Below are 26802 nucleotides of genomic sequence, written 5' to 3'. Positions count from 1 at the left end.
ACCTCCTTCCCCGCCTCACTGGACGGTGTTAAAGGATGTCTGGAACTGGGGGCCGGGCCGTCTCGCCTGTGGCGGTCTCGGCTCGAGCCCCCAGCCTAGCATCGGCTACTGCTCGCTGATGCGGCCGAGCACGCCGTGGATGAACTTGCCCGACGCGTCCGTCGAGTACTCACCGGCGGCGCTGACGGCCTCGGTGATGGCCACGGCGGCGGGGATCTCGTCGTTGTACTTGAGCTCCCAGATCGCGACGCGGAGGATCGAGCGGTCGAGCGCGGGCATGCGCTCCAGCGTCCAGTCGCGAGCGGTCTCGACGATGTAGCCGTCGATCTCATCTGCGTGCTCGATGACGCCGAGCACGATCTCCCTGGCGTAGCGCCAGCTCGCCGCGCGGTCGGGCTCATCAGCGGCCCGCTCCGCTTCCTGGCCGAGGAGCTCGGGGATCGGGGTCCCGCGAACGTCGGAGGCGAACAGGATGTCCATGGCGCGCTTGCGCGCCTTCGTGCGCGCGCTCACTAGTCGTTGACGCGGCCCAGGTAGTCGCCCGTGCGGGTGTCGATCTTGACCTTCGTGCCGGCGTCGACGAACAGCGGCACCTGGATCTCCGCGCCGGTCTCGACGGTCGCGGGCTTGGTGCCCGCATTGGAGCGGTCGCCCTGCAGGCCCGGCTCGGTGTACGTGATCTCGAGCACCACCGACGGCGGGAGCTCGATGTAGAGCGGCTCGCCCTCGTTCAGCGCGATCTGCACGCTCTGCTGCTCGAGCATGTACTTGGCCGCGTCACCCACGATCCGCTCGTCGAGCGTGATCTGGTCGTAGTCGGTCTGGTCCATGAAGACGTAGCCGTCGCCGTCGCGGTAGAGGTACTGGAAGTCGCGGCGGTCGACCGTCGCGGTCTCGATCTTGGCGCCGGCGTTGAACGTGCGGTCGACGGTCTTGCCGCTGACGACCTGCTTGAGCTTGGTGCGCACGAAGGCACCGCCCTTGCCGGGCTTGACGTGCTGGAAGTCGATGACCTGCCAGAGTTGCTTCTCGATGAGAAGCACAACGCCGTTCTTGATGTCTGCCGTAGTTGCCATGGAAGTTTCTCCGTGTCCATCCCGCGCAAGAGCGGGATTCTTCAGTTATCGCCACCTGGTTGAGGTACGCGCGAGCTGTCGGCGCGAGGCGTTTGCCCCAGCGGCCCCGGAGAAGTCTAGTGCAGGGTCTCCGAAGAGGCCTGTTTCGCCTCGCTCATGGCGCGGATGCCTTCGAGTGCCGCCAGGTACGAGCCTGCGCCGAGACCTGCGACGACGCCCGTCGCGACCGCCGAGATGACGCTCGTGTGCCGGAACGCCTCGCGTGCGTGCGGGTTCGACAGGTGCACCTCGATGACCGGGGTCCCCGTCTCCGTGACGATCGAGACCGCGTCGCGGAGCGCGATGGAGTAATGGGTGAGCGCGGCGGGGTTCAGGATGACCGGGGTGCGCGCATCCGCCGCTTCATGCAGCCACTCGACCAGCTGGCCCTCGAAGTTGGACTGCCGTGCGTCGATCTCGACGCCGCCGCCAGCTGCAGCGCGGAGGAGCTCGACGATGTCGGCGAGCGTCTGCGTGCCGTACGTCTCCGGCTCGCGGGTGCCGAGTCGATCGAGGTTGGGGCCGCCGAGAACGAGGATGCGCATGCGGGTCAGTCTATAGACGGGGTCAGGCGAAGGCCGCGGTCGGGACGACCGACTCGTCCGCCGAGATGAGCTCGTTGCGCACGAACGCGTTCCAGACCCCGTTGTCGTCGACGCCGGTCGTCACCTGGTCGGCGTAGGCCTTGATGGCATCGGGTGCGTTGCCCATCGCGACGCCGACTCCCGTGAGCTGGAGCATCTCGACGTCGTTGATGCTGTCGCCGATCCCGATCGTGTCCGCCCGCTCGAGCCCCTTCAGGCGGCACACCTCGAGGATGGCGCTCCCCTTGTTCACGCCGAGTTGCAGGAGCTCGCCGCTGTGGGGGCCGAGAACAGGGACCGTGGCGTTGATGACGTCGAAGCGTCCGGCGAAGGCCTCGCGGATAGCGTCGATGGGGGTTTCGGCGCTCAGGAAGCACATCTTGCCGATGTCGTCTCGCAGCACCTCGCCACCCTCCTCGAAGAACGTCTCGAACTGCAGCGCTCCGTCGGCCTCGACACGGTCGGAGTCGGCGAGCTCGACGGCGAGCAGCCTCCGGAGGTGCGCGCGGAAGCCGGGACTTGCGACGACTGCCGAGTCGCTCTGCACGTAGAAATCGATCCCAGACCGGGTGAACACGTCGATGGCGAAGGCGACGTCGTCGAGCGACATCGTGCGTGAGACGCGCGTCTCCCCGTCGAACCACACGAAGCTGCCGCCGGCGCTCACGATTCCGTCGAAGCCGATGTCGAGGATCTGGGGGTAGATCTCCGCGCGCGACCGGCCGGTGCAGATGAAGACCAGGTGGCCGGCGGCCCTCGCGCGGCTGACGGCCTCGACCGTCGACGGCTGGATGCGCTCCTGATCGTCGATGAGAGTGCCGTCGATGTCGAGGAAGACGATGCGCCTGGTCAACTGTGTCCTTCTGGTGGGTGCGTGCGACTGATGCCTTCGGTGCTCCGTCGAGAGGATGACGCAGCAGCCTGGCCGTCCACCAGGCTAGACGATGCGAGCACGCCGACGGGCACAGGCACCTGGCGGAGCGAACGGCGACCGCCTAGCCTCTGAGCATGTCTGCCGACCCTGCGACCCCGGCCAGCGAGCGGGCCTCCACGCTGTCGCTCGATCGCGCGGTCGCGGCGCTGCGAGGCAGCTGGCCCGCCCTCGACGAGCGACGACTCGGCGGTTGGCTCCTCGGTTTCTCGGAGGGGTTCACGAGGCGCGCGAACAGTGTGTGGATGCTCGGCGCGGTGAAGGACCTACCGGCGGCGGTCGGCGCCGTCGAGGAGGCGTACCGCGTGCGTGGGCTCCCCAGCCGTTTCCTCACGACCGACTTGAGTGACTCGGATGAGGTGGCGGCGCTGCGGGCGTTCGGCTACGTGACCTCGCTCTCTGGCGAGGTCTTCGCGTGCTCGCTCGGCCCAGCGGACGGCCCTCGCCAGCCGCTCACTGGCTCGCATCCATCCGCGGTCGTCTCGGCATCCGCCCCGCAGCTCCCACCCGACTGGCTCGACGCCTGGCTGACCTGGAACGGCCGCCGCCTGCCGAGCGACCGCCGCCTCGCCCCGCGCATCCTGAGCCAGGGCACGCCGAGCTTCCTCAGCGTGAGCGTCGACGGCTCCCTCGTGGCGACAGCGCGGCTCACGGTGGTCGACGGCCTCGGGATCGTCGACTGCCTGGTCACCGATCGGGCGAGCCGGGGACGCGGCTACGCCCGTCAGCTCCTCAAGCGTGCCGAGCACGAAGCCTTCGCGCTCGGCGCATCGTCCTGCCTGGCCATGGTGGTCGACGGCAACGACGCCTCGATCCGTCTCTTCGACCGGCTTGGGTATCACCGGCTCGGGGCGTTCCGCTACCTGGAGGGTCCAGCGCGGACCAGCTGCTGCTGAACGCCGACTGGGAGCGGCGACCCAGGGCGGCATCGTAGGGTCCTCGAACCAGTGAGGCAGAGGGGGCAAGCTCATGCGTGAGCTCGTGTACTACGTCGCGACGAGCATCGACGGATTCATCGCCGACCCGAGCGGAGGCTTCGACGCCTTCCCGATGGAGGGCGACCACATGGCCACCCTGCTCGCGGACTACGCCGACGCGTTCCCTGCGCACGTGCTCGAAGCGCTCGGGATGCAGGCCCCCGGCACGACGTTCGACACCGTCATCATGGGCTGGAACACCCTACGCCCAGCTCTCGATGTCGGCATCGAGAGCCCGTACCCGCATCTGCGTCAGGTCGTCGCGAGCCGCGGCGACCGGCGCGTCGCTGATGACATGACGCTCACGAGCGACCCCGTCGACACCGTCCGGCGGCTGAAGGACGAGGACGGGCTGCCGATCTGGCTCTGCGGCGGAGGGGAGCTCGCCGGCTCACTGCGCGGTGAGATCGACCGCCTCGTGCTGAAGCGGAACCCGGTCGTCTTCGGTGCCGGCGTTCCGCTCTTCGGCCACGCTGGATACTCACCGCAGGCATTCACCCTGAGCGCGACGCGGCGCTTCGAATCAGGCGTGACGCTCGACGAGTATGTTCGGTGCGACGAACGCCGGGGCGCCTAGCTGGCGATCTCCTGGTACGCGGCGAAGAGCAGGCTCTCGTCAGGCGCGCGCATGATCGTCGGACGCCCGAGGCCATCGAGGACGACGAACCGGAGCATGGCGCCCCGCGCCTTCTTGTCGCGGCGCATCGTGGCGAGCAACGTCTTCCAGCGGCCGGCTGGATAGCTCGTGGGGAGACCGAGGAGCTCGAGGATCGCCGTGTGGCGGTCCGCGGTCGCGTCGTCCAGGCGCCCGGAGAGCCTCGCCAGCTCGGCGACGAACACCATGCCGATGGAGATGGCGGCACCGTGGCGCCACTGGTAGCGCTCCGCGTTCTCGATGGCGTGCCCGAGCGTGTGGCCGTAGTTGAGGATCTCCCGCAGCCCCTGCTCGGTGAAGTCCTCGCCGACGACCCTCGCCTTGACGCGGATCGCGAGCTCGAGCACCCGGAGGAACTCGGGGGTCGTGGGGTCGGTAGCCCGCTCCGGGTCACGCTCGATGATGTCGAGGATCTCCGGCTCCGCGATGAAGCCGGCCTTCACGACCTCGGCGAAGCCGGCCAGGAGCTCGTTTCGCGGCAGGCTGTCGAGGATCTCCGGATCGATGACGACGCCAGCAGGAGGGTGGAAGGACCCGACGAGGTTCTTGCCCTCGTTCGTGTTCAGCCCTGTCTTGCCACCGATCGCTGCGTCGACCATCGCGAGCACCGTCGTGGGCATGTGCACGACCTTGACGCCACGCAGCCACGTCGCGGCGATGAAGCCGCCGATGTCGCTCGTCGCGCCTCCGCCGATCGTGATCACGGCGTCCGACCTCGTGAAGTCCGCCTGGCCGAGGATCTGCCAGCAGAACGCGGCCACCTCGATGCGCTTCGCGCCCTCCGCATCCGGGATCTCGGCGATCAGAACCTGGGTGTACTCGCCGACGAGCTGCTCCCGGACACGCTCCGCCACATTCGCGAGGTGGGGGGCGTGCACGATCAGGACCTTGGCGACGCCCTCGCCGAGCAGCGCCGGGACCACGGCGGCCGCGTCGCGGAACTGGCCGCCCCCGATGATGATGTCGCCGTGGGCGCCGGGAACCTCGATGATCTCAGGCAACGTCGCTTGGTCCTTCCTTGGAGTTCTGCTCCAGCCACTCCGCGATGTCGTCGACGACGCGGACCATGGGCCGGAATGAGGTGTCGAAGCTCACGTCCGCGAGACGCTCGTACGTCTCGCGACGGGCTTCGTAGATCTGCGTCCAGCTCTCGATGCCCGTGATGAGCGGCCGCTTCGAGTTGCCGGTGATGCGCTCCGTGATGGCAGCGGGGGACGCGGTCAGCAGCACGACGGTGTGGCCGTCGAGCCGCGACTGCGTCTCGACGTCCATGACCGCCCCGCCCCCGAGTGAGAGGACCTCGGTCGTCTCGAGGTGCTCCGCGATCACGTCGCGTTCGAGTCGCCGGAACTCGACTTCCCCGTGCGCGGCGAAGATGTCGGGAATCGCCCCGTGGCGCGCCACGATCACCTTGTCGGTGTCGGCGTAGCTCGCGCCGAGCACCTTCGCGAGGCGGCGCCCGGCCCTCGACTTGCCGGCCGCCGGCGGGCCGATGAGGACGACGCTCATACGCGCCACTCGCTCAGCGAGTCCCCCATCGGCGTCTCGTCGACGGGACTAGCCTGCAGCTCGGACTCGGAGACCGACTCGTGGGACGTGCGCAGCAGGGGTGGGATGCTCCCGAGGTAGCTCTCGATGTTCCGCTTCGTCTCCGCCACCGAGTCCCCGCCGAACTTCTCCAGGATCGAGTCCGCGATCGTGAGGGCCACCATGGCCTCGACGACGACGCCGGAGGCCGGGACCGCGCACACGTCGGAGCGCTGGTGGTGGGCCGCCGCGTCCTGACCGGTGGCGACATCCACGGTGTGCAGCGCCTTCGGAACGGTCGCGATCGGCTTCATGCCCGCGCGCACGCGCAGGACCGTGCCCGTCGCCATGCCACCCTCGATACCGCCGGCGCGGTCGCTCGAGCGCACGATGGAGCCATCCCGGACGTAGAGCGGGTCGTGCGCCGAGGTTCCCGGACGACGAGTCGTCTCGAACCCGTCGCCGACCTCGACGCCCTTGATGGCCTGGACGCTCATGAGCGCCTTCGCGAGACGCGCGTCGAGTCGACGGTCCCAGTGCACGTAGGAGCCGATGCCAGGCGGCAGTCCCCACACGAGGACCTCCGTGACCCCGCCGAGCGTGTCGCCGCTCTTGCGGACCTCGTCGATGAGCGCGACGGCCGCCGCCGACGTCTCCGCATCGAAGACGCGGACGGGATCGGCGTCGATCGCCGCGAGGTCCGCGTAGACGGGCAGGGGTGCGTCGTCTGGAACGCGAACCGTGCCGATGGCCAGCGTGTGACTGAGCGTGGTGATCCCCAGCTCGGCCAGGAAGCGCTTCGCGATCGCACCGAGCGCGACGCGCGCCGCTGTCTCACGGGCGCTCGCGCGCTCAAGGACGGGGCGGGCGTCGTCGAAGCCGTGCTTCTGCATGCCGATGAGATCGGCATGTCCCGGGCGTGGACGCGTGAGTTTCGCACCCCGGCCAGTGTCGAACACGGCGGGATCCACCGGCTCCGGACTCATGACCTCGACCCACTTGGGCCACTCCGTGTTGCCGATGCGGATGCCGATGGGCGAACCCATCGTGGCGCCGTGGCGCACGCCCGCGGAGAGCGTCAGCTCGTCCTGCTCGAACTTCATCCGCGCTCCCCGGCCGTGGCCGAGCTTTCGCCGCGCGAGGTCGGTGCGGAGATCGTCGAGGGACAGCGGGACACCAGCTGGGAGTCCCTCGAGGATCGCAAGGAGTTCTGGGCCGTGGGATTCCCCGGCCGTGAGCCATCGAAGCATTGGACTATTCTGACACGCGCAGCGCGGCGCTCCGCATCGCGGCCCGCACCTCGGCCTCTCGCGGCAGCCGTTCGGACACCCCGCGTCCCGTGAAGAGACGCACTTGCACGAGAGCCTGCTCGAGCAGGAGCTCGAGTCCGGAGACGACCCGTCCGCCAGCAGACAGCCAGCGCGACGCGAGATTCGTCGGCCACGGGTCGTAGAGCACGTCGAACAGGAGTGCTCCGTCGACCCAGGCCTCATCGACCAGGAGATGGTCCTGGTCACCCGGGATGGTGTTGACGACGAGCTCGGCGTGCTTGGACTCGGCCGGCAGGGCGTCGAACTGGGCGAAGGTCAGCACGTCGACGCCGACCCCGAGCGATGATGCCAGCGTGGCCAGCTCCCGCGCGCGCTCGGGCGCGCGGACGACGACACGCAGCTCAGACGTGCCGAGGGAGGGCAGCGCTGCGACCACGGCCGCCGCCGTGCCACCGGCCCCGAGCAGGCGGACCCTCGGCGCAGCCTCCATCCCCGCACCGTTCAGCGCGGCGACGAACCCGAGCACGTCCGTGTTCCACCCACGAGCGGCGCCGCCCGCGTCCGGATCGTCGAAGACGAGCGTGTTGACGGCCCCGATCTCGACAGCGGCCGGGGCGAGCCAGGAAGCGAATTCGTGCGCCTCCTGTTTGAGGGGCATCGTGACGGAGAACCCCCGCCACCCCGGTCCGCGCGTCGACATGAAGCCGGCGAGCTCGCCTTCCGGAACGTCGAATCGCTCGTAGCGCCAGTCCAGCCCGAGCTCCCTGTACGCCGCGGCATGGATCGCCGGCGACTTCGAATGGTCGATGGGCGAGCCGAGGACGGCGAGCCTGGTCTCCGGCGAGTCCACGCCTGCCTCAGCCATATTCGGGGTGATCTTCCATCCACGCGAGCCACTTGGCGACCGCGACCTCGTGCTCCTCGAACGTCTCAGAGAAGATGGTCTCCCCCGTGTCGAGGTTCCAGGTCACGAAGTACACCCACGGCCCGTCGGCGGGGTTCACGGCAGCATCGATAGCGATGTCACCCGGGTTCGAGATCGGCCCCGCGACCATCCCCGGATGCACGTAGGTGTTGTAGATGTTCGCAGCGTCGGCGCGTTCCGCATCGCTCGTCGAGACTCGGTGCGTGTTGCCGGTGCCATAGGCCACCGTCGCGTCGGACTGCAGGAGCATGCCCATGTCGAGTCTGTTGAGGAACACCCGCGAGACCTTGTAGTAGTCCTCGCGGAGGCCCGCTTCCTTCTGGATGAGCGAGGCCAGGCGGATCGTGTCCCAGCGTGCCTCTGGAGCGACGCCGTGCTCGTCGAGTGACTGGAACATGCGGTCGACCAGCGTCTTCAGCACCGTGTTCGCGTCGACGCCGGGGTCGAAGCTGTAGGTCGCCGGGAACAGGAACCCTTCAAGGGTCGTCGCCTCGGCGGGGAGTCCGAAGTTCGCCGGGATGGCCGCCGCCTCGAGATCGGCGACGGGAATGCCGACGCCACCCTCGATGAGTGCGTAGACGTCCTGGAGCGCTGTGCCCTCCGGAATCACGACGGTCGACTCCTGGCGGTTCGCGGGGTCGAGCAGCGAGGCGAGCGCGGATTCGGCGCTCATCTCCTCCTGCATTCCGTAGCTGCCTGGGATGAAGACCGGATCCTCGGGCTGCGCGAGCACCTCATCCACGAAGGCGCCAGGTGACTTCACGATGCCGACCTCGGCGAGTCGCTCGCCGATGGAGGTGCCGGTGTCGCCGGATTCGATGGTGAACGCCATCTCCGTGCCGTTCCCGCTGCCCTCGAAGTCCGCAGAGGACGCACCACCCCCGAACAGGCTGCGCAGCTGGGAGCCGAAGCCGAACCAGACGACCGCCGCGCTCACTGCCACGACAACGACGAGCACGAGGATGACGATCAGGCTGCGCTTGCCCTGCTTGACCGCGGCCGACTGGCGCCTGCGGTTCCCGCCGGACCTTCGCGGACTGCCGTCGTTGGCGTCCGCCTGCTTCGCGGTCTCGTCGGAGAAGAGGTCACCGAACGGATCGTCCGGGGTGAATCGCTTGCGACCTTCTTGGCTACCTGGGGGCTGGTTGTCCGTCAGAGTCCTGATCCTTTCGGGAGAGGAGCTCACCCGGCGCACGTCCGGATTGGCGCTCCGCGTCGAGCGAGGTCTGCAAGATGACGACTGCCGCCACCTGGTCGATGATGTTCCGAGATCTGGAGGCCTTCCGGCCCACGTCGCGAAGCTGCCGGCTCGCGCTGACCGTCGTCAGACGCTCGTCCACCAACCTGAGTGGAACCGGAGAGTGGGCGGCGATCTGCTCGGCCACCGCCCGCGCGTCCGCAGTCGATGCGGTCTCGGCACCTGAGAGCGACAGCGGGAGGCCCACGACGATCTCGATGGCGCCGTACTCGACGACGAGCTCCGCGATCCGCCTGGCGTGGGCATCGCCCTTGGCTCCGTCCCGCGGCACCGTTTCGAGCGGCGTCGCGAGCATTCCGTGCGGGTCGCTTCTGCTCACGCCGACGCGGGCCTTGCCCACGTCGACGCCGAGGCGCGTGCCTGGACGGATGTCAGCCATTCGCGAGTTCAGTGCGGATCGCGGCGAGCGCGTCGTCGAGGCGCTCGACGTCGGTGCCGCCGCCCTGCGCGACGTCCGGCTTCCCGCCGCCGCCTCCGCCGAGGATCGGGGCCGCGATGCGAACGAGGGCGCCTGCTGCGGCCCCAGCGTCACGCGCGGCCGGGTTGGTGGCGACGAGCACGATCGGCTTGCCGTTGGAGGCGGCGCCGAGCGCGACGACGGCAGGTCGGTCGCCGAGCTGCTCGCGGACGGCGAGCGCGAGCGAGCGGAGCTCGTCCGCGCTACGGACCTCGCCGAGGTGCTTCGCCACGAGCAGGACGCTCCCAGCGGAGCTGGCCTCGGCGGCGATCGCGGGCACGCGCCGCATGGCCTCGGCGGCTTCGAGCTCCGCGATGCGCTTCTGAGCGGCCTTGAGGCTCGTCGCCAGGTCCTGGACGCGGTCGGCGAGCTGCTCGCGTGGGGCCTTGAGGTTGCTCGTGAGCTGCGAGACGATGGCGCGCTCGACGGCGAAGTCCGCGAAGGCGTCTCGCCCGACAAGCGATTCGATGCGGCGGTTGCTCGAGCCGACGGAGGACTCCCCCACCAGGTTGACGATCCCGATCTCCGACGAGCTGCCGACGTGCGTGCCGCCGCACAGCTCTCGCGACCAGGGGCCGCCGATGTCGACCATCCGCACCCGGCTGCCGTACTTCTCGCCGAACAGGGCGCGAGCGCCGAGCGACTTGGCCTCGTCGAGGTCCATCTCGCGGGTCGTGACGACGTGGTTGGCGCGGATGGCGTCGTTGACGATGCCTTCGAGCTCGGCCTTCGTGTCGTTCGTGAGTCCCTGGCTCCAGGAGAAGTCGAGGCGCAGGTACCCGGCCTTGTTGTACGAGCCGGACTGGTGGGCGTCGGGTCCGAGCACGTCGCGGAGCGCGGCGTGGAGGAGGTGCGTCGCCGTGTGGGCCTGGTTGGCGCTGCGACGGTATGCCGGGTCGACGATCGTCTCGACGCGATCGCCGACGGCGACCTCACCGGAGACGATGGTGACGGTGTGGCTCACGAGGCCCGCGATGGGCCGCTGGACGTCGACGACGTCCGCGACGAGTCCGCGGGTGGCTGAGGTGATCTGGCCAGAGTCTGCTTCCTGTCCGCCCGACTCCGCGTAGAGCGCCGTGCTGGCCAGGATGATCTCGACCTGCTGTCCGGAGCTGGCGCTGACGGCGGGGTGACCGTCGACGATGAGCCCGAGCACCTCGCTCTCGTGGGTCAGGTCGGTGTAGCCGACGAACGTGGTCTCGCCCAGCGAGCGGAACTCGCTGTACACCGAGACGTCGGCAAGGGCGGAGCGCTTTGACTTCGCATCCGCCTTCGCACGCGTGCGCTGCTCGCTCATCAGCCGCTCGAACGCCTCGCGGTTGACGCTGACGCCCGCCTCCTCGGCGATCTCAACGGTGAGGTCGATGGGGAAGCCGAAGGTGTCGTGGAGCTTGAACGCGGTCTCACCGGAGAGGTGCTGCACCCCGCTCGCACGCGTCTCGGTGACGGCGGTCTCGAGGATGGCCGTGCCAGCTGCGAGCGTGCGGAGGAAGGTCTCTTCTTCTGCGTAGGCGAGACGCGCGATGCGCGGGAACTCGTCCACGAGCTCTGGGTAGGCGTCCTTCATCGCGTCTTTGGAAGCGGGCAGGAGCTGCGGGAGGCTGGCGCCTTCGAACCCGAGGAGGCGCATGGCTCGGACGACCCGGCGCAGGAGGCGCCGCAGGATGTACCCGCGTCCCTCGTTGCCCGGCTCGACCCGGTCGGCCATCAGCATGAGCGAGGAGCGCACGTGGTCGGCGACGACGCGCATGCGCACGTCGTCCGCGTGGGAGGCACCATAGGCCTTGCCGGAGATCTCAGCGGCCTTGTCGAGGACCGGGCGAACCTGGTCGATCTCGTACATGTTGTCGACGCCCTGCTTGATGAAGGCGATGCGCTCGAGGCCCATGCCCGTGTCGATGTTCTGCTTCGGGAGGTCGGCGACGATCTCGTAGTCGTCCTTCGTGGTTCCCTCACCGCGCTCGTACTGCATGAACACGAGGTTCCAGATCTCGACGTAGCGGTCGTCGTCGGTTGCCGGTCCCCCGTCGGCTCCGTATGCGGGGCCACGGTCGAAGAAGATCTCGGAGCAGGGACCGGCGGGGCTGCCGGGGCCGCCCGCCGACCAGAAGTTGTCCTTCATGCCGAGGCCCTGGATGCGTGCATCCGGGAACCCCGTGACCTCACGCCAGATGCCGCGTGCGACGTCGTCCTTCTCGTAGACCGTGATCCAGAGGTCCTCCGGCTTGAATCCGAGCCCGCCCGCACTCTCCGGCGTGGTCAGCAGCTCCCAGGCGAACTCGATCGCGCCCTGCTTGAAGTAGTCGCCGAACGAGAAGTTCCCGCACATCTGGAAGAAGGTGCCGTGCCGAGGGGTCTTGCCGACTTCCTCGATGTCGTTGGTCCTGATGCACTTCTGCACGCTGACCGCGCGGTCGAACGGGGCCGGGACCACTCCCGTGAAGTACGGGATGAACGGAACCATGCCCGCGATCGTGAACATGATCGTCGGGTCGTCGCTCACCAGGGGCGCTGAGGGGACTGCGGTGTGCCCCCGCTTCTCGAAGAAGTCGAGGTAGCGGCGACGGATCTCGGCGGTTTGCATCGTGCTGTGTGGCTCTTTCTGTGGCGACTGGCGACGGGCGACGAGGCCCCCCGGGATGTGGGTGGGGTGTCGCGCTACTTGATGTCGGCGATAGCCGCGGTGAGGTCCTGCGTGCGCGCGCGGTAGCCCTCCGCCACGGCTTCGGTGAACTCGTCGACGCGTCCGTTCACGCCGGAGAAGAACGTGCGGCCTGCTGGGGTCGAGTTGACGAGGTGGGCGAGGGCGAAGCCTGCGGCGATACCGCCGATGATGCTGAGCGCTGTGCGCATGAGATCTCCTGGAACGTGGTGAGCGGGTGTCTGGCGGGTCAGCGCGTTGCGCGCTTCTTCGGCTTCTTCGGCTTCGAGGTGGACTTGACCGCCGCAGGTCCATCGCTCTTGAGGCTGGAGATGCCGGCGCGCACGGCGGCTGAGAAGCCGGCGAGCTTGATGAGGGGGCCGCCGACGGTCGCCGCGGTGAGTGCGACGAGGCTTGAGACGTTGCTCGTGGTCTCGGAGACGTGGGTCGTGATGCTGTCGATCTTCGCGAGCTGCTTGTTGGCCTCGAGCACGGTGACCTGCGTCTCGGCGAGGGTTGGCGTGATCGCGTCGACGGACTCGCGGATGCCGCTGCGCACCTCGTCGAGCACCCCGCCGAGCTTCAGCAGGGGAACAGCGAGCAGGAGGACGAGGATGAGGAAGACTGCGGCCGCGATGAGGCCGGCGATGTCGCCACCAGACATGGTGCTTGCTCCTTAGTGAGCGCGGCGCGTCGCCGCACGGATAGACGAGCGCCGCAGCGCCGCAGGACAGACAAAAGGGCGGGTCATCTTGCGATGACCCGCCCCTATGTTAGTTGGCTCCGGCGGCGCGGGTTGCCCCGAACTGCCAGTTCCGGCGAACCGGAGCGCCAGCGTGGCTAGCGAGCAGCGTAGTACTCGACGACGAGCTGGACTTCACACGTGACCGGGACCTCGACGCGCTTCGGGCGACGCACGAGGCGCGCCTGGAGCGTTGCGAGGTCGACATCGAGGTACGCGGGGAGCTTCGGGAGGACGTCCGCGTGGCCACCGGCTGCGGCGACCTGGAAGACCTCGAGGGCCTCCGAGCGCTGCTTGACCTGGATGAGCTGTCCCGGCTTCACGCGGAAGCTGGGGCGGTCGACGAGCTTGCCGTCGACGAGGATGTGGCGGTGCACCACGAGCTGACGAGCCTGAGCCGTCGTGCGGGCGAAGCCCGAACGCAGGACAAGCGCGTCGAGGCGCATCTCGAGCAGCTCGACGAGGTTCTCACCCGTCAGGCCTGCCGCGCGACGCGACTCTTCGAAGACGATGCGAAGCTGCTTCTCGCGGAGCCCGTACTGGGCGCGCAGGCGCTGCTTCTCGCGCAGACGGACGGCGTAGTCGCTGTCGGTCTTGCGACGCGTGCGGCCGTGCTCGCCCGGTGCGTACGGGCGCTTCTCGAGCGCGCGCTCAGCCTTCGGGGTGAGCGCGATGCCGAGTGCGCGGCTGAGGCGCACCTTGCTGCGTGAACGTGAGGTCTTGGACACAATTGCCTTTCGAGCGAAGTTTGGCGCGCGTGAGCGCGCAGAAATGAAGTTGCTCTCCGCCAAGGCCATGCCCCGGCGTCAAACTTGAGCAGTGTCGCGCGTGCGTCGGCTACAGACTGCACGCCTTACTCCCAGACGCGCAGCCGCACGGTCCCGGGACGTAGACCGAGAAAGACTAGCACAGTGCGGCGTACCGTCACGTACCCGGCTTGGTGATGGCGCGGAGCTTCTCGAGCCTGGCAGCGATCTCGCGCTCTTCGCCGAAGCGGGTCGGCGAGTAGTACTCGCGCTGGCTCAGCTCGTCGGGGAGGTACTGCTGCTCGGAGACGCCGCGCGCGTCGTCATGAGGGTACTTGTACCCCTTGCCGTGACCGAGGCGCTTCGCTCCTGCGTAGTGCGCGTCCCTGAGGTGCTTGGGAACGCGGCCGATGCCGCCCGCCTTGACATCGGCGATGGCGGCGTTGATGCCGGAGTAGGCCGCGTTGGACTTCGGTGCCGTAGCCAGGAACACGGTCGCCTGCGCAAGCGGGATCCGCCCCTCCGGCATGCCGATGAGCTGCACGGCGTCTGCCGCGGCGACTGCCATCTCGAGTCCGCGTGGCTCCGCGAGTCCGATGTCCTCGCTCGCCAGCACGATGAGGCGCCGGGCGATGAAGCGCGGGTCCTCCCCCGCGACGATCATCCGCGCCAGGTAGTGGAGCGCAGCGTCCGGGTCACTCCCTCGGACGGACTTGATGAACGCGCTGATGACGTCGTAGTGCTCGTCGCCGTCCCTGTCGTAGCGCAGGAGCGCCTGGTCGGAGGCGCTCGCGACGATCTCGGCGTCGATGGTCGTCTGCTCCGAGGCCTGCGCTGCCGCGGCCGCGGCCTCGAGCGTGGTGAGCGCGCGCCGCGCGTCGCCGGAGGAGAACTGGACGATGGCCCGCTTGGCGTCGTCCGCGACCTCGAAGACCCCCGAGAGCCCTCGCTTGTCGGTGGCGGCACGGTCGATGAGCTCGATCAGGTCCGCCTCGTCGAGCGGTTGCAGCGTGAGCAGCAGGCTCCTGGAGAGCAGCGGGCTGATGACCGAGAACGACGGGTTCTCGGTCGTGGCTGCGACCAGCGTCACCCAGCCGTTCTCAACGCCAGGCAGGAGCGCGTCCTGCTGCGCCTTCGTGAACCGGTGGATCTCATCGAGGAACAGCACCGACTGGATGCCGTAGAGATCGCGTTGCGTGAGTGCCTCATCCATCACCTGGCGGACGTCCTTGACGCCGGCCGAGATCGCGGAGAGCTGGGTGAACCGCTTGCCGGAGGTGTGCGCGATCGCCTGCGCGAGCGTCGTCTTGCCCGTTCCGGGCGGACCCCAGAGGATCACGGAGGTGCCAGCGCGAGCGTCCTGCTCGGGGGACGCCAGCGCGCGGAGGGGCGAGCCCGGGCGCAGCAGGTGCCGCTGACCGACGACCTCGTCGAGGGATCGCGGGCGCATCCGCACCGCGAGGGGCGCGGTTGTACCCGCCAGGCTTGGCGCGTCACCGGTCATGAGGCCCGATGTTAGTAAACTCCCCTCTGGTGCCTGCACGGCATGCTGAGGACAAGCGAATGAGGCACAGTGGCAACTTCGGAGAAGAACACGCGTGAACAGCGTCGGCGTACCCGCGAGTACGAGGCGCGCGTCGCCGTCCACGAACGGGGTGTCCGACGTCGGAGTCGAGACAACCGCGTCTGGACCGTCGCCCTCGTCGTCGTGGCGCTTGTCGTCGGCGCCCTGCAGGTCTTCTACTTCACCGGCGGCCCCGGTGCTCCAGCCCCCGCAGCGGACGCCACCTCGACGCCTGCGGCCACGCCCGCCGGCGAGGTGCCAGACCCGGCCATCGCCGAGGCGCGCACCTGGACGGGCGAGCTGACGTTCAACGACGACCTCACGCTCGGCATCGAGCTCGACGGCGCGGCAGCTCCCCAGGCGGTCGCGAACATGGTCTCCCTCAGCGGTGAGAACTACTTCACGGACACCTCCTGCCACCGCCTCACGACGGAGGGCCTCTTCGTGCTGCAGTGCGGCGATCCGACCGGAACCGGGACGGGTGGGCCCGGCTACAGCTGGGGCCCGATCGAGAACGCGCCTGAAGACGGGGTCTACCCGGCTGGCACCATCGCCATGGCCCGCCAGGGCGGCAACGCCGAGAGCATGGGCAGCCAGTTCTTCATCGTCTACGAGGACACCACCCTCCCCGGTGACGCAGCAGGCGGCTACACCGTCATGGGCCAGGTCACGGACGGACTGGACCAGCTGATCACGGGCATCGTGGACGCCGGCGTCGACCCCGCTTCCGGGGGCGGCGATGGTGCGCCGGTCGCACCCGCGGTGATCACGTCGCTCACGCTCGAGTAGCGGGTCGGACCGCCCGGACGCGGCGACGGGGCTCCCCGTCGTCTGCAGAGACTGGGCATGCGCTGGTGAACGAAGCGTCCGCAGTGTCCTAGCATGGGGAGTCAGTCGCGCAAGCTGCGCAAACGCCTACCGTGAGGGAATACCCGCCATGTCTGCACTCCCCCAGAACCCGTGGGGCCGCGTCGAAGAAGACGGCACCGTGTACGTGATCGAAGAAGGGACTGAGCGCAAGGTCGGCCAGTACCCGGATGGCACGGCCGAGGAGGCTCTCGCGTACTTCGTCCGCAAGTTCTCTGACCTCGAGGGTCAGGTCTCGCTGCTCGAGCAGCGAGTCAAGAACGGCGCACCGGCCTCCGACATCGCGAAGTCTGCCAAGCACCTCAGCGCACAGCTGAGCGACGCGAACGCCGTCGGCGACCTCGCGGCGCTCCGGTCGCGCCTCGACGCGCTCGGCGGGACGGTCAGCGAGCTCACCGAGCAGCAGCGCGAAGCGCAGCAGGAGGAGATCGCCAGGGCCCTCGCGGAACGCGAGGCGATCGTCGTCGAGGCCGAGCGCCTCGCCGCCCAGCCCCCAGCCTCCATCCAGTGGAAGCAGACGACGGCCAGCATCGACGAGCTCTTCACGAAGTGGAAGGCGCACCAGCAGGATGGGCCGCGCCTGCCGAAGGCCGAGGCGAACGCCCTCTGGAAGCGCTTCCGTGGCGCCCGGAGCACGCTCGAGCGTGAGCGTCGTGCGTTCTTCGCCGAACTCGACGCGAGCCACAAGACCGCTCGGGACGCGAAGACGAAGATCCTCGAGCGCGCCGAGGCGCTCGCACCTCGCGGCGCGGACGGCGTGGCCGAGTACCGTCGCCTGCTCGACGAGTGGAAGGCCGCTGGCCGTGCTGGCCGCAAGTACGACGACGCCCTGTGGAACCAGTTCAAGGCGGCTGGAGACGTGCTCTTCCAGGCCAAGGGCGAAGTCGACGCGGCCGAGACCGTCGAGTACTCCGCGAACTACGAAGCGAAGGCCGCCCTGCTCGAGGAGGCCACGCCGATTCTCCAGATCACCGACCGTCGCGCTGCACGCGAGAAGCTCGCCGACATCCAGCGACGCTGGGATGAGATCGGCCGTGTTCCTCGCGAGAACTTCAAGGCGACGGAAGACCGCCTCCGTGCGATCGAGCAGCACGTTCGCAAGCTCGACGACGACCACTGGCAGAAGTCCAACCCGGAGCGCCAGGCGCGCAGCCAGGGCATGCACAGCCAGCTCACCGAGGCGATCGAGAAGCTCGAAGCCGAGCGCGCTGCCGCGGAGGCTCGTGGAGACAAGCGTGCCGTGAAGGAAGCCGAGGAGGCGCTCGAAGCCCGCCGCGTGTGGCTCGGAGCCCTCGGCAGCTGAGAACGTTGAGCGCTGTCCACAGCTCACCAGGCTGAGCGGCGCGAAGACCACGAAGTGGGGCAGGATGCGAGTGTGCATCCTTAAGTTTCCACCTTTCCATGCTTGGATGCGTCCATGGCCGACTCGCCAAGCATCCCTAGGGCAGCGCTGTACGTACGCGTCTCAAGCGACGACGTAGCCAAGGGGCACGTCACACGCGAGGAGAAGGGCGAGCAAGCCTCCGTGAGCATCCGTGCTCAACAGACACGGGGGCTTGCTCTCATCCAAGCCGAGGGCTACAGGCTCGTCGGGACTCCCCTGGTGGACGACGGAATCAGCGGCTACAAGCCAGGTGCAAACCGTCAGGCGTTCGCGGAACTCATGCGGACGATCAAGGCCGGGAAGATTGATGTGATCGTGGCTCGCGCCATAGACCGCATCGGGTGCAACGACGAGGAGAACTCCCTCATTCGTCTTTCGTGTGCAGACAAGGGCGTCCTGTTTCACACGTTCGACGGAAACAAGATGGACCCGCGCAAGTCCGCGGACAAGTTCCAACTTCAGCTCTACCAGTCTCTAGCCGAACTCCAGTCCGCACAGAAGAGCGAGACGGCGCGCAACGTCACTGAGCAACGCCGAGTAGAGGGCCGTCTTCGTGCCGCCAAGAAAACGTTTGGCTGGCAGTGGGAGAAGGGCAACCCTGCACGGTCCATGTTGCTCGAACCTGTAGAAGCCGAAGCGATCCGAGATGCCTACGCGGCAATCGTGTCTAGCGATTCGCCTGCCTCGCTGGCAAGTATCCGCAACCGCTGGAACGAGCTTTACCCAACCGTTGGCAAGGCCGAGGTATGGACTTCATCGAGCGTTCGAACGGTCTTGCTTCGACCGTCCAACGCGGGCTTTGTTCGCCTCCACGGGCGCACGCTCGATTATCTGCCGGACGTGCGCGGCCAGTGGGAACACATCACGGACGAGCAGACCTATCTGAAGGTCAAGAGCATCCTCACGAGTGAGAGCCGCCGCACGACGACGGGGCGAATCTCGGAACGCCTAGTGTCCGGCATTGCGACCTGTGGTGTCTGCGGAAACGTCATGCAAGCCAACAGCGTTGCTAGCAAGGTGCCAGGCGAGCGCCGCTACACCTATCGGTGCGAATCCAAGAACCGCACCCGGGACGCATCAGAGAAGATGAAGCGCCACGTCACTGCCGACGCAACCGAGCTGGACGCCTACACGCGCACTCAAATTGTCTACGCTTTCATCAAGGTTGGCGACCGCTTCAACGAAGAGTCACGAGCCGATACGGCCAAGCTGCGAGATGATCACGACGTACTGAAGCGCACTCGTTCCGAACTCCTGTCCGGCGTTGGAGAGCTATACGAACTGGCTGATATCTCCTCGAAGCTACGCCAGCTCAAAGACGAGGAAGCGAAACTTATAACGCTCATTGAGGAGACCGAAGCCACGAAATACGAGGGACTACACGACCTTCGTATCGGCTTGCTGGGTGCACAACGAATCGACTTCAGCGACGCTAGCCAATATCGCAAGGCTCTTCTAGAGAGGTTCGACGCGCTGCCGATCCATGAGCGCCGAGCTTTGGTGAAGTACTTCTACAAGATCACCATTCAGCCCCGCATCAAGGGTGGATCAGCTACCAAGCGGTACGAGTTCACCGCACGCGATGCCGAGCTGGCTAAAGCAATGACAGCGGAAGAGGACTCTCGGTGATTCTGCAACTGCACAACGTGTCTTCTGAAGGTGTGCACTCCCCGCTGGTAGCCTCCTCTCGTGGCAAAAGACAGCACCAACGATCAATCGTCGTCAGTCAGCGTTGAGTCACAGCTACGCGCCCTCGAACAGCAACGCGCGACAGCAGCCGAGAACCTGACTCGCGCCGTCTCCAAGCTTGAAGACAGCAAGGCCGCTCTTGCCGATGCCGAGGCCGAACGCAACGCCGCTATGTGGGTCGCCAAAGAGTCCGGCGTACCCATGGCGGACCTGATCCGCATTGCAGGGTTCAAGAGCCGTGACGCCGTGTACAAAGCCATAGAGCGAAGCAAGACGCAGCCGTAGGCACGCAGCGTCGCAGCCCTCGTCAAGCCGACGGGGGCTTTTTGCTGACCAGGTGTGTAAATGCATTACACACCTGTACTCTAATGCTCACACCCGCAGTTATACGAGCACAGGAGTAGACCGAGTGACTACCACGAAGACGGCCAGCGAGAAGCTGAAGCCCTTTCTAATGACGGGCATTACGGCAGCCGTAGCCGCGCTCTTCTCCGTGCTCGCTGTTACATGGCTTGGAAGCGGATCGAACGAAGCTCCCGACATGACTCACGAAGCGTCTCTACCGGTGCTCACCGAGCAGGCAGAACAGCCCGCCCCCGAGGAAGTTCTATCCCCGGAGTTCGTAGAGAAGATGGAAGCCCCCGTGCCGAAGACCTACACGCAGTCAGTAGCGACGATGCCGACCGCACAGGCCGGGACGACTCCGGAAGTAGTCACAGCCCCTCTCCCAGAGCCAGCACCAATGAGCACCCCAAGCACGACGCCGGTCAGCACAAGTCGCCCACCCGTGGAGGAGACGCCGACGCCTGAGCCGGTCGCCACTCTGCCGAGCACACCCGAGCCGACACCTACGGCAACACCGACCCCCACGCCGACACCTTGGACAAGTTTTTAGTAATGAACACTGCCGAAATTGCTCCCCGTCTCTCGCTTATGTGGTCAACTCCAATCATCGCCATGACCGTTTCAGCACCGGCAACTATCCCCCTCAAGCCATCGAACACCAGGAACTCAAAATGACCGTCACACACAAGCTCTTCTCACTCCCCCTCGTCCTCGTCGCCTTCGTACTTATGGCCGTTGGCCTCTCGGCATGCTCAGCACCAGCAGAAGCGCCCGCCGCCGACGCGACCGAGGAGACGCAGACCAACCCGAACGGCGAAGAGCTGGACGTACTCGGTCAAGAGGAGCTGGACGAAATGTCCACGGCTCGTGACGTAATCCGCTTCAAGCCCCTTGAACTGGTACTCCCCCTGGTGCAGCACGGTCACGGCACCGCCGAGATTGTGGACCCCAACGGCAACCAGGTTCAGCAAGACGCGCAGAACTACCTTGTTTCGAAGGTGGAGCGGGATGCATCCGTACTCCGCATCCACGCCTCGCGTCTCGCCTGGGAAGAGTCGAACCAGCTTGAGGACTCGGCAAGGCTGCACGGCGAAATTAGCCCCAACTACACCCTTGCCGTGGTTGACACAGCCGGTAACCCTATCGATCCATTCACCTTGAACTACGTGGTTTTGGATGTGACCACCGAGGGGCAGACAGACACGTACGTAGTGGAGCCGAACCGGGAATATGTCAAGGGAGCCAACTAATTCCGAGTCACGGCGCTTGAACAAACGTGCGAACACTTGACGCTTTCGGCTGAAGCGAGCCACCTTAACCCTCCCCCAGCCTTAGACCTGTTACTCTCTCTTCAGACTTAAAGCAACACCCAACGAAAGGCCCGCACCATGGCACGCAAGGTTATTTACCAGTTCGTAGACGACATTGACCAGACGCCGTTTGAAGAGGGCGAAGGCGAGACTGTCTCGTTCAGCCTGGACGGCAAGGACTACGAGATTGACCTCAACAGCAAGAACGCTGACAAGCTTCGTTCACACCTGAACCGCTACGTCGAAGCGGGCACGAAGGTTGGCAAGGGTTCGAAGTCCTCCAAGGGCAGCGTGAGCAGCGTTGGCAAGCGCACCGATCTTGCCGAGGTTCGCGCATGGGCCAAGAGCAACGGACACACGCTGTCCGACCGTGGCCGCATCCCGTCCGCGATCCTGGACGCGTACGACGCCGCCAACTAAGCGAGACCCCGGCGCTAGCCCTCTGCCTCTACTCAGGCGGGGGGGGCTTCGTCGTATGCTCAGCGCATGCCCGAACACTCCCCCATGTCGCGCCGTGGTCTCATGGTTGCCGCCTGGACAGCCCCCGTGGTTGCACTCTCAGTCGCGCCCCCCGCACGCGCGGCGTCGGGTGAACCTCCCGCGCTGACTTTTCAGATGTTCTACAGAGGCCCGACAGGCGGCGGTTACCTCTACGAGTTCACCTTGACTAACGGGACACCAAATAGCGTGTACTCGTTCAGGCTCTTCCAGGGTGAGCTGGTCAGCAATGGTGCGTTTGGAACGCAAGGGTCAACGTCGGTCAGCACCGGACACGTCTCAAGTCTCGACCGAGCCACACGAGTAGTCCTCTTTGAAGAATTCACTACCAACGTGCTAGCAGACGTTCCCATCACCTACCCAGTGTGAACATCAGACTCACGCCGCGGCCCTCTCCCTCTCTCGCGAGGTAGGGGGCTTCGTCATGTGTAGGGTCAGAGCATGGAGATTGAGCTTGTGACGGCCCTCGTAGGCGCTGGTTCGGCACTCGTCGGTGCAGGCGTGGGTGGTTTTGCAACCTTCGCAGTCGCAAGGCTCAGCGCCAACCGCGAAGACAACCGCCGGAGAGCGGAGCACGAGGAACTACTTCGTCGCGACAGCCTAGACTCTGCGAAGAAACTACTTGGTATCTACCGAGACATGAAGAGGGAATTCATGATCGTGCTCGGAGACCCGAGCGCACGGAAGATAAGCCGAAAACAGCACATGACGATCTGGAGTGAGGAGCGGTCTCGCATCATCGCGCAAGAGTCAATGCTTCTCACCAATGAGCGAACCCGGAAGCACGTGTACAAAATCGACATTGCTTTTGAAGACCTCTACAGGGCCGGGATAAAGCTGAATAGAGTCAGCTTGCAGACCTGCACTTTCCTCGCGGGTGATGGGTACAACACCATGGCAATGTACATCAGAGGCGAAGAGGGGCTACCGGAGGGCAACCCAGGATTTGAGGAAGTAGCTCAGGCTTCAAAACTTGCGGGCTTGAAGCCCACTTTCCAAGAGATTGATTCCAGTTTCTAGACGACGACGAAAGCCCCCAACTCCACCCAATGAAGGATGAAGTAGGGGGCTGAGTCCTGAGCAAGTTTGCTCAATTAATACAAGGGTTTACTGAGGCAGGGTGTTACTTGCAGTCTGGTAGGCGTCCGGCGCACCCTTGGAAATCCACTGTAGGTACGCGACAAGGCCCGAACTGACACCGACGATAGCCGCGCTGCCGAGTGCAACACCGAAGCTGACAAGCTGCGCCTGAACGTCACCCCACGTTGCCACCTGGGAAGCGATCACAGCGAGACCGAGGGTTGTTGACGCAGCCTGTGCGCCTGTTCTGTATCCAGCCGTCAGAGCGGCTAGCTGTTCGTTTTTCATAATATGTTCCTATTTCTCGTCTTGAAGCGGGTCCACGTCAGGAGCCGGAGGAATATCTTCACGAGACACACCGCGACTTGTTAGCATCCCGACAAGCGTGAAGGCGTAGTTTTTCCAAAGTAGGTAGGCGTTGAAGACCGAATCCACATCGCGGATTTGCGCGCGGTCGTTCTTCTTCGCTGACACCGGTCGCCCTTTGACCCACCGCACGACACCTTGAATGGTGTCCTTGATGAGGACTGAGCCTAGAGCGGCGATGATGATTGATATCCAGAGTTGCAGGGTCATTAGTTACCCCGCTACGAAGTCAGTGCATGAATCTTATTTGCAAGCTTTTCTTCCCGCACAAGTTCTAGATATCGGATGACGAGGGCGACCACCAAGGCCAGGAGCAACGAGGCATTGAACAGCCGGTTCCCCTCTTGGGCGAAGTGCAGATAGATGATGGACGATCCGTAGATGAGGATGCCCGCTGCGGACAGGATGAGACCAATGCGTTCGAAGTACCACCACGTCCGCAGCGCGAAGGCCGCACCGAGGGAAGCACCAACGACGAGCGTCAAGCCGATGCCAAACACTCCCCCAGGACCAAGCTCAGCGACGAGCGTTCGCGGTGGTTGAAAGATCGCTTGGAAGCCAGCCGAGAGCACGAAGCCGTACAGCATGAGGTAGGCCACGCGATGAGCGCGCGGTTCGTCCACGTAGGCAACGGCACGTTGCCAGGCAGACTTGATGTGAGGAACCGTCATGCGGCCCCCTTTCGCGTAAAGTTTGAGGGTGGAAATCATTGAGGCATGGACGCAAGGCGTCACAGCAGTAGCCGCCTTGGCGGCGGCAGGCATCTCCGTCTGGGCGCTCGTGGCGACCAAGGGAGTACCCGAGAAGGTTCAGCTCTTACAGGGCGAGCAGTCGCGGGAGGCCTGGCTACGGGAACAGCGAAAACTGGCGTACTCGGCATACCTGGAACAGGCTCACATTTCGATTGGCAAGTTCGCCCATTTCTCGATTCTCCGGCGAACCGATCCTGCCGCCCTTCGAGACGCAATCACTGAACAAGTAGAAAAACTCATGGCTAGGAACGCTCGCGTAGATATCTATGCACCGACGGTCACACAGACCGCCTGTTACGCCGCGTCCAACGAGATTGTGACTACTTTCAACGATATCTTGTTCGCAGAAAAAGCGGATGATATTCCCGGGATCAATGAGGAACACGAAGCGAAACGCCTTCTCGACATCATCACTATCCTATTCCGGCAAGAGATGGAGGTAGACACTTCGCCAGAGGATGTGGCATACGCAGAAGCGAAACGAGAACTGTTCAAGTCGGAAGATTTCAGACCTCGCTCACCAAAGAACTTCGAAGTTCCCATAAGATTTGATGCACCTAAACACGCGGCTCCCGAAACGACCGGTTCAGAGAAATGATGCTGTGGCAAACGCCGACACCACAACCTTCGATACCCGAAACCGTTGTCTACGCCTCCGCCAATGACCCGTGGCTAAGCTATCTAACGTTAGGCGTGGCCGCAGTATCTTTGCTCGGAACCCTGTGGCTGTCTCGGCAACAGCGCGTATACACGACGCGAACTTGGGTCAAAGAGCAAAGGCGAGAGGCTTACCGGGAGTTTCAAGCCGCATACTCGCATACTCTGCGTGCGCTTGACGAATACCACGCTGGCAAAACAGATGCGGCCTTCAGAGCTTTTGTGTCGGCTGACGAACGGCACTTCCTCGCAGTCGCAGACGTTCGAGTAATTGGCAGCCTGCCCGCGAAAAAATTGCTGAAGATCTACGACAGCAACTTAAGAAGCGCATTCGCGCACGCGGGCACTGAAGCGTACCCTGGAAGCAAGCGTGAGTTGTCTGCAACAATAGCCATACTCACGATTCAAATGTGGGTAGACCTTGGCGTTTATGAGCGCGTCAGCCTTCAACGCGAAGATGAGATTGACCGCCGAATCGAGAGCAACCGTCAGGCATACCTTGACAATGAGGAGACACGGAATGGCCCCGAATAGATGGGGTACAACCCAAGGTCCTTTCTTTTCGGTTTGAAGGTCACTGTGAAACACCCGAGCCGTGCGATGGTTCTGTAGTTAGTGAATTATTTAGTTGATAGCCGTACCGGGAAGAGTCGTAGGCCAAGGGTCGAAGCTGTCCCACGAGATAGACCAACGCTTGTGCGGCCCGGCTGTAGCCACCTGGAAGCGGAGCGCATTTGCCTTAAGCCAGACGAGACCGCCAGCGGGGACAGCGCCGCCTACTACTCCTGTAGCGCCACCTACCCAATCCGCTGCCGGCTGTCGGAAACCAACCGGTAGGGACATAACCTGAATGGCAGTGTTGACCGTTGGAGCAGAGTTCGCAGTGACGTAGACCCTGTTACCGTCGCGCCACATGAGGGCAGGCCAGGTGTTGGGCGTCGTGTTCGGAAGAGTTGCAGGGAAGAGAGAGCTAATGTCTCTGCGTCCCGTATGCCCGAAGACGATTGACCAGCCAGTGTTGCCGGTGCCGCTCGTCTTGAGCCAGCGCCACGCGCCATTCGTTCCGGCTGTATCCGTGTAGTAGGTGCCAACAGGGGCCGTCTCTTTGCCGTTGGGGAAGCCGACGCCTCGTCGCTCGTGCTCACTGACTGCCACAGAGCTTGTACCGGCTGGACCCTGGATGCCTTGTAGCCCTCGTGGTCCCTCAGGACCAGGAACAGTAGAGGCAGGACCAACGGGACCGGCAACCGTGGATGCGGGGCCGACAGGTCCGCGCTCGCCTTGAGGGCCAGGTACAACGGAGTCAGCACCAGGTAGTCCGCGCTCACCAGGGGTGCCTTGTGGCCCGCGTGCACCGTCAGCTCCATCGCGGCCAGGCAGGCCGGGTGTTCCGTCGATACCGTCTCGACCTGGGATGCCGGTTGCACCCTGAGGACCAACGTGACCAGCCTGACCGGGAAGGCCGTCGTAGACCTTGACCTTGACTGTCTCGGTCTCGTGGACTTGGACCTTGATTACGTCGCTCATAGTTCCTCCTCCCCTGGTAGGTCTCGGGTGACGCCAGAGCGCCAATAGGTCTCGCCTCTGATCCAGGTGCGGACCTCAGTGCCGCGGGTTGCCTTCACGTCGAACTGTCCGGGGCTATGCATGAGAGGAACGAGAGCGGCTGGGGCTGAGACAGTGACGGTCCCGAGGAGAGGAAAGACTGTGATAGTCAGCTCCACAAGCTCGCCTTCGTCGTCTCCGCGCCACTGTGCGCGCCAGTTGGTCCAGTCAGCAAGGTCTTCGAGTGGAGCGTCGTTGCGCTCGAACCCAAAGACCCGGGTGAATGTATCTGAGTTGTAGACCTCGAAAGGGCCTACGTCAATTGGGTAGCTCAATGGCTGGCCCCTTTCAAGTAGTGTTGAGTTATGAACATCCTTCAACCGATACCCCCAGGCGGCGACGTAGTTATCGAATCGTCGCAACCGGATATCTTCTTTAACGTCGTAACGCTGGTAGTGGCTGCGCTGGCAGTCGGGGTAAGTGCTTGGGTTGCGTACTATTCGCAGCAACAGGCGGGTAAGCAATGGCTACGCACCCAACGCCGCGAGGCATATGCTGAGTTCATAGCTATCACGACACAGCAATACAGAACGCTTGCCGATTTGCACGTGAGCTACGCTGCATATGAGGCACCATGTAGGAACCAAGAGGACGTAGAAGAGGAATACGCCGAACTGACAAGTAGAGAACTTCTGGCTATTGCAACTCTTGACGTGCTCGCTAGTCGTAAGTTGTACGAACTAGCCGAGACTTACCAAGACAAAAAGCGCAAGCTATACCATGAGATAGCCCAACCTGACTTCGGGAGCAAGCAAAAAGACCTTAAGGCTGCAATGCTTGCGGTACGTGAACAAATGAGTATAGAGCTAGGGGTATCACGAAAGGGCGCTACTACCGGTGAAGGTAAGTAGCGCCC

31 protein-coding genes are annotated in these 26802 nt (G+C 65.0%); 13 read left to right on the top strand and 18 right to left on the bottom strand.

Annotation, left to right across the window (positions count from 1 at the left end; translation table 11 throughout):
* Window positions 1–105 precede the first annotated feature (105 nt).
* The 4 genes from nusB to HDC34_RS09805 all read right to left on the bottom strand — a co-directional run bounded on the left by nusB (window position 106) and on the right by HDC34_RS09805 (window position 2552).
* Window positions 106–513 (bottom strand): transcription antitermination factor NusB, encoded by a 408-nt coding sequence (gene nusB, locus HDC34_RS09820; RefSeq protein ID WP_068484434.1) that lies wholly within the window; start codon window positions 511–513, stop codon window positions 106–108.
* Window positions 513–1076, bottom strand: a complete 564-nt coding sequence (efp, locus tag HDC34_RS09815) for an elongation factor P (RefSeq protein ID WP_068484432.1) — start codon at window positions 1074–1076, stop codon at window positions 513–515. Before efp ends, nusB begins: the two co-directional genes overlap by 1 nt.
* Before the next feature lie 116 nt (window positions 1077–1192).
* Complete coding sequence (gene aroQ / locus HDC34_RS09810) at window positions 1193–1660, bottom strand: type II 3-dehydroquinate dehydratase (RefSeq protein ID WP_179556725.1); 468 nt, start codon at window positions 1658–1660, stop codon at window positions 1193–1195.
* Window positions 1661–1682: 22 nt separating this feature from the next.
* Window positions 1683–2552 carry a Cof-type HAD-IIB family hydrolase gene (locus HDC34_RS09805; RefSeq protein WP_179556724.1) on the bottom strand — a complete coding sequence of 290 codons (870 nt, stop codon included), beginning with the start codon at window positions 2550–2552 and terminating at the stop codon, window positions 1683–1685.
* A gap of 155 nt (window positions 2553–2707) precedes the next feature.
* On the opposite strand from HDC34_RS09805, the gene HDC34_RS09800 reads away from it, so the two are divergent.
* Together HDC34_RS09800 and HDC34_RS09795 are read left to right on the top strand one after the other, a co-directional pair.
* A complete protein-coding gene (locus tag HDC34_RS09800) occupies window positions 2708–3526 on the top strand; it encodes a GNAT family N-acetyltransferase (RefSeq protein WP_179556723.1) in 819 nt (272 codons plus the stop codon).
* Between the two features lie 73 nt (window positions 3527–3599).
* The gene (locus tag HDC34_RS09795; protein WP_179556722.1) at window positions 3600–4184 is read left to right on the top strand and encodes a dihydrofolate reductase family protein; all 585 of its coding nucleotides are present in this window, start codon (window positions 3600–3602) and stop codon (window positions 4182–4184) included.
* Here HDC34_RS09795 and aroB read toward each other — a convergent pair.
* From aroB to HDC34_RS09740, 11 genes are all read right to left on the bottom strand, one after another.
* The gene (gene aroB, locus HDC34_RS09790; RefSeq protein ID WP_104311965.1) at window positions 4181–5263 is read right to left on the bottom strand and encodes a 3-dehydroquinate synthase; all 1083 of its coding nucleotides are present in this window, start codon (window positions 5261–5263) and stop codon (window positions 4181–4183) included. The two genes, HDC34_RS09795 and aroB, sit on opposite strands and share 4 nt — an antisense overlap.
* Complete coding sequence (locus HDC34_RS09785; RefSeq protein ID WP_104311966.1) at window positions 5256–5771, bottom strand: shikimate kinase; 516 nt, start codon at window positions 5769–5771, stop codon at window positions 5256–5258. Before HDC34_RS09785 ends, aroB begins: the two co-directional genes overlap by 8 nt.
* A complete protein-coding gene (aroC, locus tag HDC34_RS09780) occupies window positions 5768–7039 on the bottom strand; it encodes a chorismate synthase (RefSeq protein WP_179556721.1) in 1272 nt (423 codons plus the stop codon). The genes HDC34_RS09785 and aroC overlap by 4 nt, the downstream gene beginning before the upstream one ends.
* Before the next feature lie 4 nt (window positions 7040–7043).
* Window positions 7044–7925, bottom strand: a complete 882-nt coding sequence (locus tag HDC34_RS09775) for a shikimate dehydrogenase (protein WP_104311968.1) — start codon at window positions 7923–7925, stop codon at window positions 7044–7046.
* Entirely contained in the window at window positions 7918–9171 is a 1254-nt protein-coding gene (gene mltG / locus HDC34_RS09770; RefSeq protein ID WP_308807300.1) for an endolytic transglycosylase MltG, read from the bottom strand. The genes HDC34_RS09775 and mltG overlap by 8 nt, the downstream gene beginning before the upstream one ends.
* The gene (gene ruvX / locus HDC34_RS09765; protein WP_219819811.1) at window positions 9116–9613 is read right to left on the bottom strand and encodes a Holliday junction resolvase RuvX; all 498 of its coding nucleotides are present in this window, start codon (window positions 9611–9613) and stop codon (window positions 9116–9118) included. The genes mltG and ruvX overlap by 56 nt, the downstream gene beginning before the upstream one ends.
* A 1-nt stretch (window position 9614) precedes the next feature.
* Window positions 9615–12284 carry an alanine--tRNA ligase gene (gene alaS / locus HDC34_RS09760; RefSeq protein WP_179556719.1) on the bottom strand — a complete coding sequence of 890 codons (2670 nt, stop codon included), beginning with the start codon at window positions 12282–12284 and terminating at the stop codon, window positions 9615–9617.
* Between the two features lie 74 nt (window positions 12285–12358).
* The gene (locus HDC34_RS09755; protein ID WP_104311972.1) at window positions 12359–12553 is read right to left on the bottom strand and encodes a Na+ dependent nucleoside transporter N-terminal domain-containing protein; all 195 of its coding nucleotides are present in this window, start codon (window positions 12551–12553) and stop codon (window positions 12359–12361) included.
* Between the two features lie 38 nt (window positions 12554–12591).
* Complete coding sequence (locus tag HDC34_RS09750; RefSeq protein WP_179556718.1) at window positions 12592–13005, bottom strand: DUF948 domain-containing protein; 414 nt, start codon at window positions 13003–13005, stop codon at window positions 12592–12594.
* 176 nt (window positions 13006–13181) lie between these two features.
* On the bottom strand, window positions 13182–13811 hold the full coding sequence (gene rpsD / locus HDC34_RS09745) for a 30S ribosomal protein S4 (protein ID WP_068484404.1): 630 nt from the start codon (window positions 13809–13811) through the stop codon (window positions 13182–13184).
* A gap of 196 nt (window positions 13812–14007) precedes the next feature.
* Entirely contained in the window at window positions 14008–15333 is a 1326-nt protein-coding gene (locus HDC34_RS09740) for a replication-associated recombination protein A (protein ID WP_179556717.1), read from the bottom strand.
* A 69-nt stretch (window positions 15334–15402) separates the two neighbouring features.
* On the opposite strand from HDC34_RS09740, the gene HDC34_RS09735 reads away from it, so the two are divergent.
* The 8 genes from HDC34_RS09735 to HDC34_RS09700 all read left to right on the top strand — a co-directional run bounded on the left by HDC34_RS09735 (window position 15403) and on the right by HDC34_RS09700 (window position 22506).
* Entirely contained in the window at window positions 15403–16182 is a 780-nt protein-coding gene (locus HDC34_RS09735; RefSeq protein ID WP_104311975.1) for a peptidylprolyl isomerase, read from the top strand.
* A gap of 148 nt (window positions 16183–16330) precedes the next feature.
* Window positions 16331–17563 carry a DUF349 domain-containing protein gene (locus HDC34_RS09730; RefSeq protein ID WP_179556716.1) on the top strand — a complete coding sequence of 411 codons (1233 nt, stop codon included), beginning with the start codon at window positions 16331–16333 and terminating at the stop codon, window positions 17561–17563.
* A 114-nt stretch (window positions 17564–17677) separates the two neighbouring features.
* Entirely contained in the window at window positions 17678–19273 is a 1596-nt protein-coding gene (locus tag HDC34_RS09725; RefSeq protein WP_179556715.1) for a recombinase family protein, read from the top strand.
* A gap of 60 nt (window positions 19274–19333) precedes the next feature.
* A complete protein-coding gene (locus tag HDC34_RS09720; RefSeq protein WP_179556714.1) occupies window positions 19334–19618 on the top strand; it encodes a hypothetical protein in 285 nt (94 codons plus the stop codon).
* Between the two features lie 124 nt (window positions 19619–19742).
* Entirely contained in the window at window positions 19743–20228 is a 486-nt protein-coding gene (locus HDC34_RS17535) for a hypothetical protein (RefSeq protein WP_218854941.1), read from the top strand.
* A gap of 121 nt (window positions 20229–20349) precedes the next feature.
* Entirely contained in the window at window positions 20350–20928 is a 579-nt protein-coding gene (locus HDC34_RS09710; protein ID WP_179556713.1) for a hypothetical protein, read from the top strand.
* Between the two features lie 138 nt (window positions 20929–21066).
* On the top strand, window positions 21067–21408 hold the full coding sequence (locus HDC34_RS09705) for an Lsr2 family protein (RefSeq protein ID WP_179556712.1): 342 nt from the start codon (window positions 21067–21069) through the stop codon (window positions 21406–21408).
* Window positions 21409–21927: 519 nt separating this feature from the next.
* Window positions 21928–22506, top strand: coding sequence for a hypothetical protein (locus tag HDC34_RS09700; RefSeq protein ID WP_179556711.1), 579 nt, complete (start codon window positions 21928–21930; stop codon window positions 22504–22506).
* Between the two features lie 357 nt (window positions 22507–22863).
* Here the strand turns inward: HDC34_RS09700 and HDC34_RS09695 are convergent, their stop codons facing one another.
* Together HDC34_RS09695 and HDC34_RS09690 are read right to left on the bottom strand one after the other, a co-directional pair.
* Window positions 22864–23142, bottom strand: a complete 279-nt coding sequence (locus HDC34_RS09695) for a hypothetical protein (protein WP_179556710.1) — start codon at window positions 23140–23142, stop codon at window positions 22864–22866.
* A gap of 11 nt (window positions 23143–23153) precedes the next feature.
* Window positions 23154–23642, bottom strand: a complete 489-nt coding sequence (locus tag HDC34_RS09690) for a hypothetical protein (protein ID WP_179556709.1) — start codon at window positions 23640–23642, stop codon at window positions 23154–23156.
* On the opposite strand from HDC34_RS09690, the gene HDC34_RS09685 reads away from it, so the two are divergent.
* Together HDC34_RS09685 and HDC34_RS09680 are read left to right on the top strand one after the other, a co-directional pair.
* Window positions 23632–24282: a hypothetical protein gene (locus HDC34_RS09685; RefSeq protein ID WP_179556708.1), complete on the top strand. Its 651-nt coding sequence runs from the start codon at window positions 23632–23634 to the stop codon at window positions 24280–24282. The genes HDC34_RS09690 and HDC34_RS09685 overlap by 11 nt on opposite strands.
* 95 nt (window positions 24283–24377) lie before the next feature.
* Window positions 24378–24875 carry a hypothetical protein gene (locus HDC34_RS09680; RefSeq protein ID WP_179556707.1) on the top strand — a complete coding sequence of 166 codons (498 nt, stop codon included), beginning with the start codon at window positions 24378–24380 and terminating at the stop codon, window positions 24873–24875.
* Between the two features lie 989 nt (window positions 24876–25864).
* On the opposite strand, the gene HDC34_RS09670 is transcribed toward HDC34_RS09680, so the two are convergent.
* On the bottom strand, window positions 25865–26221 hold the full coding sequence (locus tag HDC34_RS09670; protein ID WP_179556705.1) for a hypothetical protein: 357 nt from the start codon (window positions 26219–26221) through the stop codon (window positions 25865–25867).
* Between the two features lie 30 nt (window positions 26222–26251).
* Here HDC34_RS09670 and HDC34_RS09665 point away from each other — a divergent pair, with 30 nt between their 5' ends.
* On the top strand, window positions 26252–26797 hold the full coding sequence (locus HDC34_RS09665; protein WP_179556704.1) for a hypothetical protein: 546 nt from the start codon (window positions 26252–26254) through the stop codon (window positions 26795–26797).
* Window positions 26798–26802 lie beyond the last annotated feature (5 nt).

The organism is Pseudoclavibacter sp. JAI123 (assembly GCF_013409665.1).
In the GTDB taxonomy this organism is placed as follows: domain Bacteria; phylum Actinomycetota; class Actinomycetes; order Actinomycetales; family Microbacteriaceae; genus Pseudoclavibacter.
Note: the sequence above shows the minus strand (reverse complement) of the source record. Positions and strands in the feature narration are given on the sequence as shown.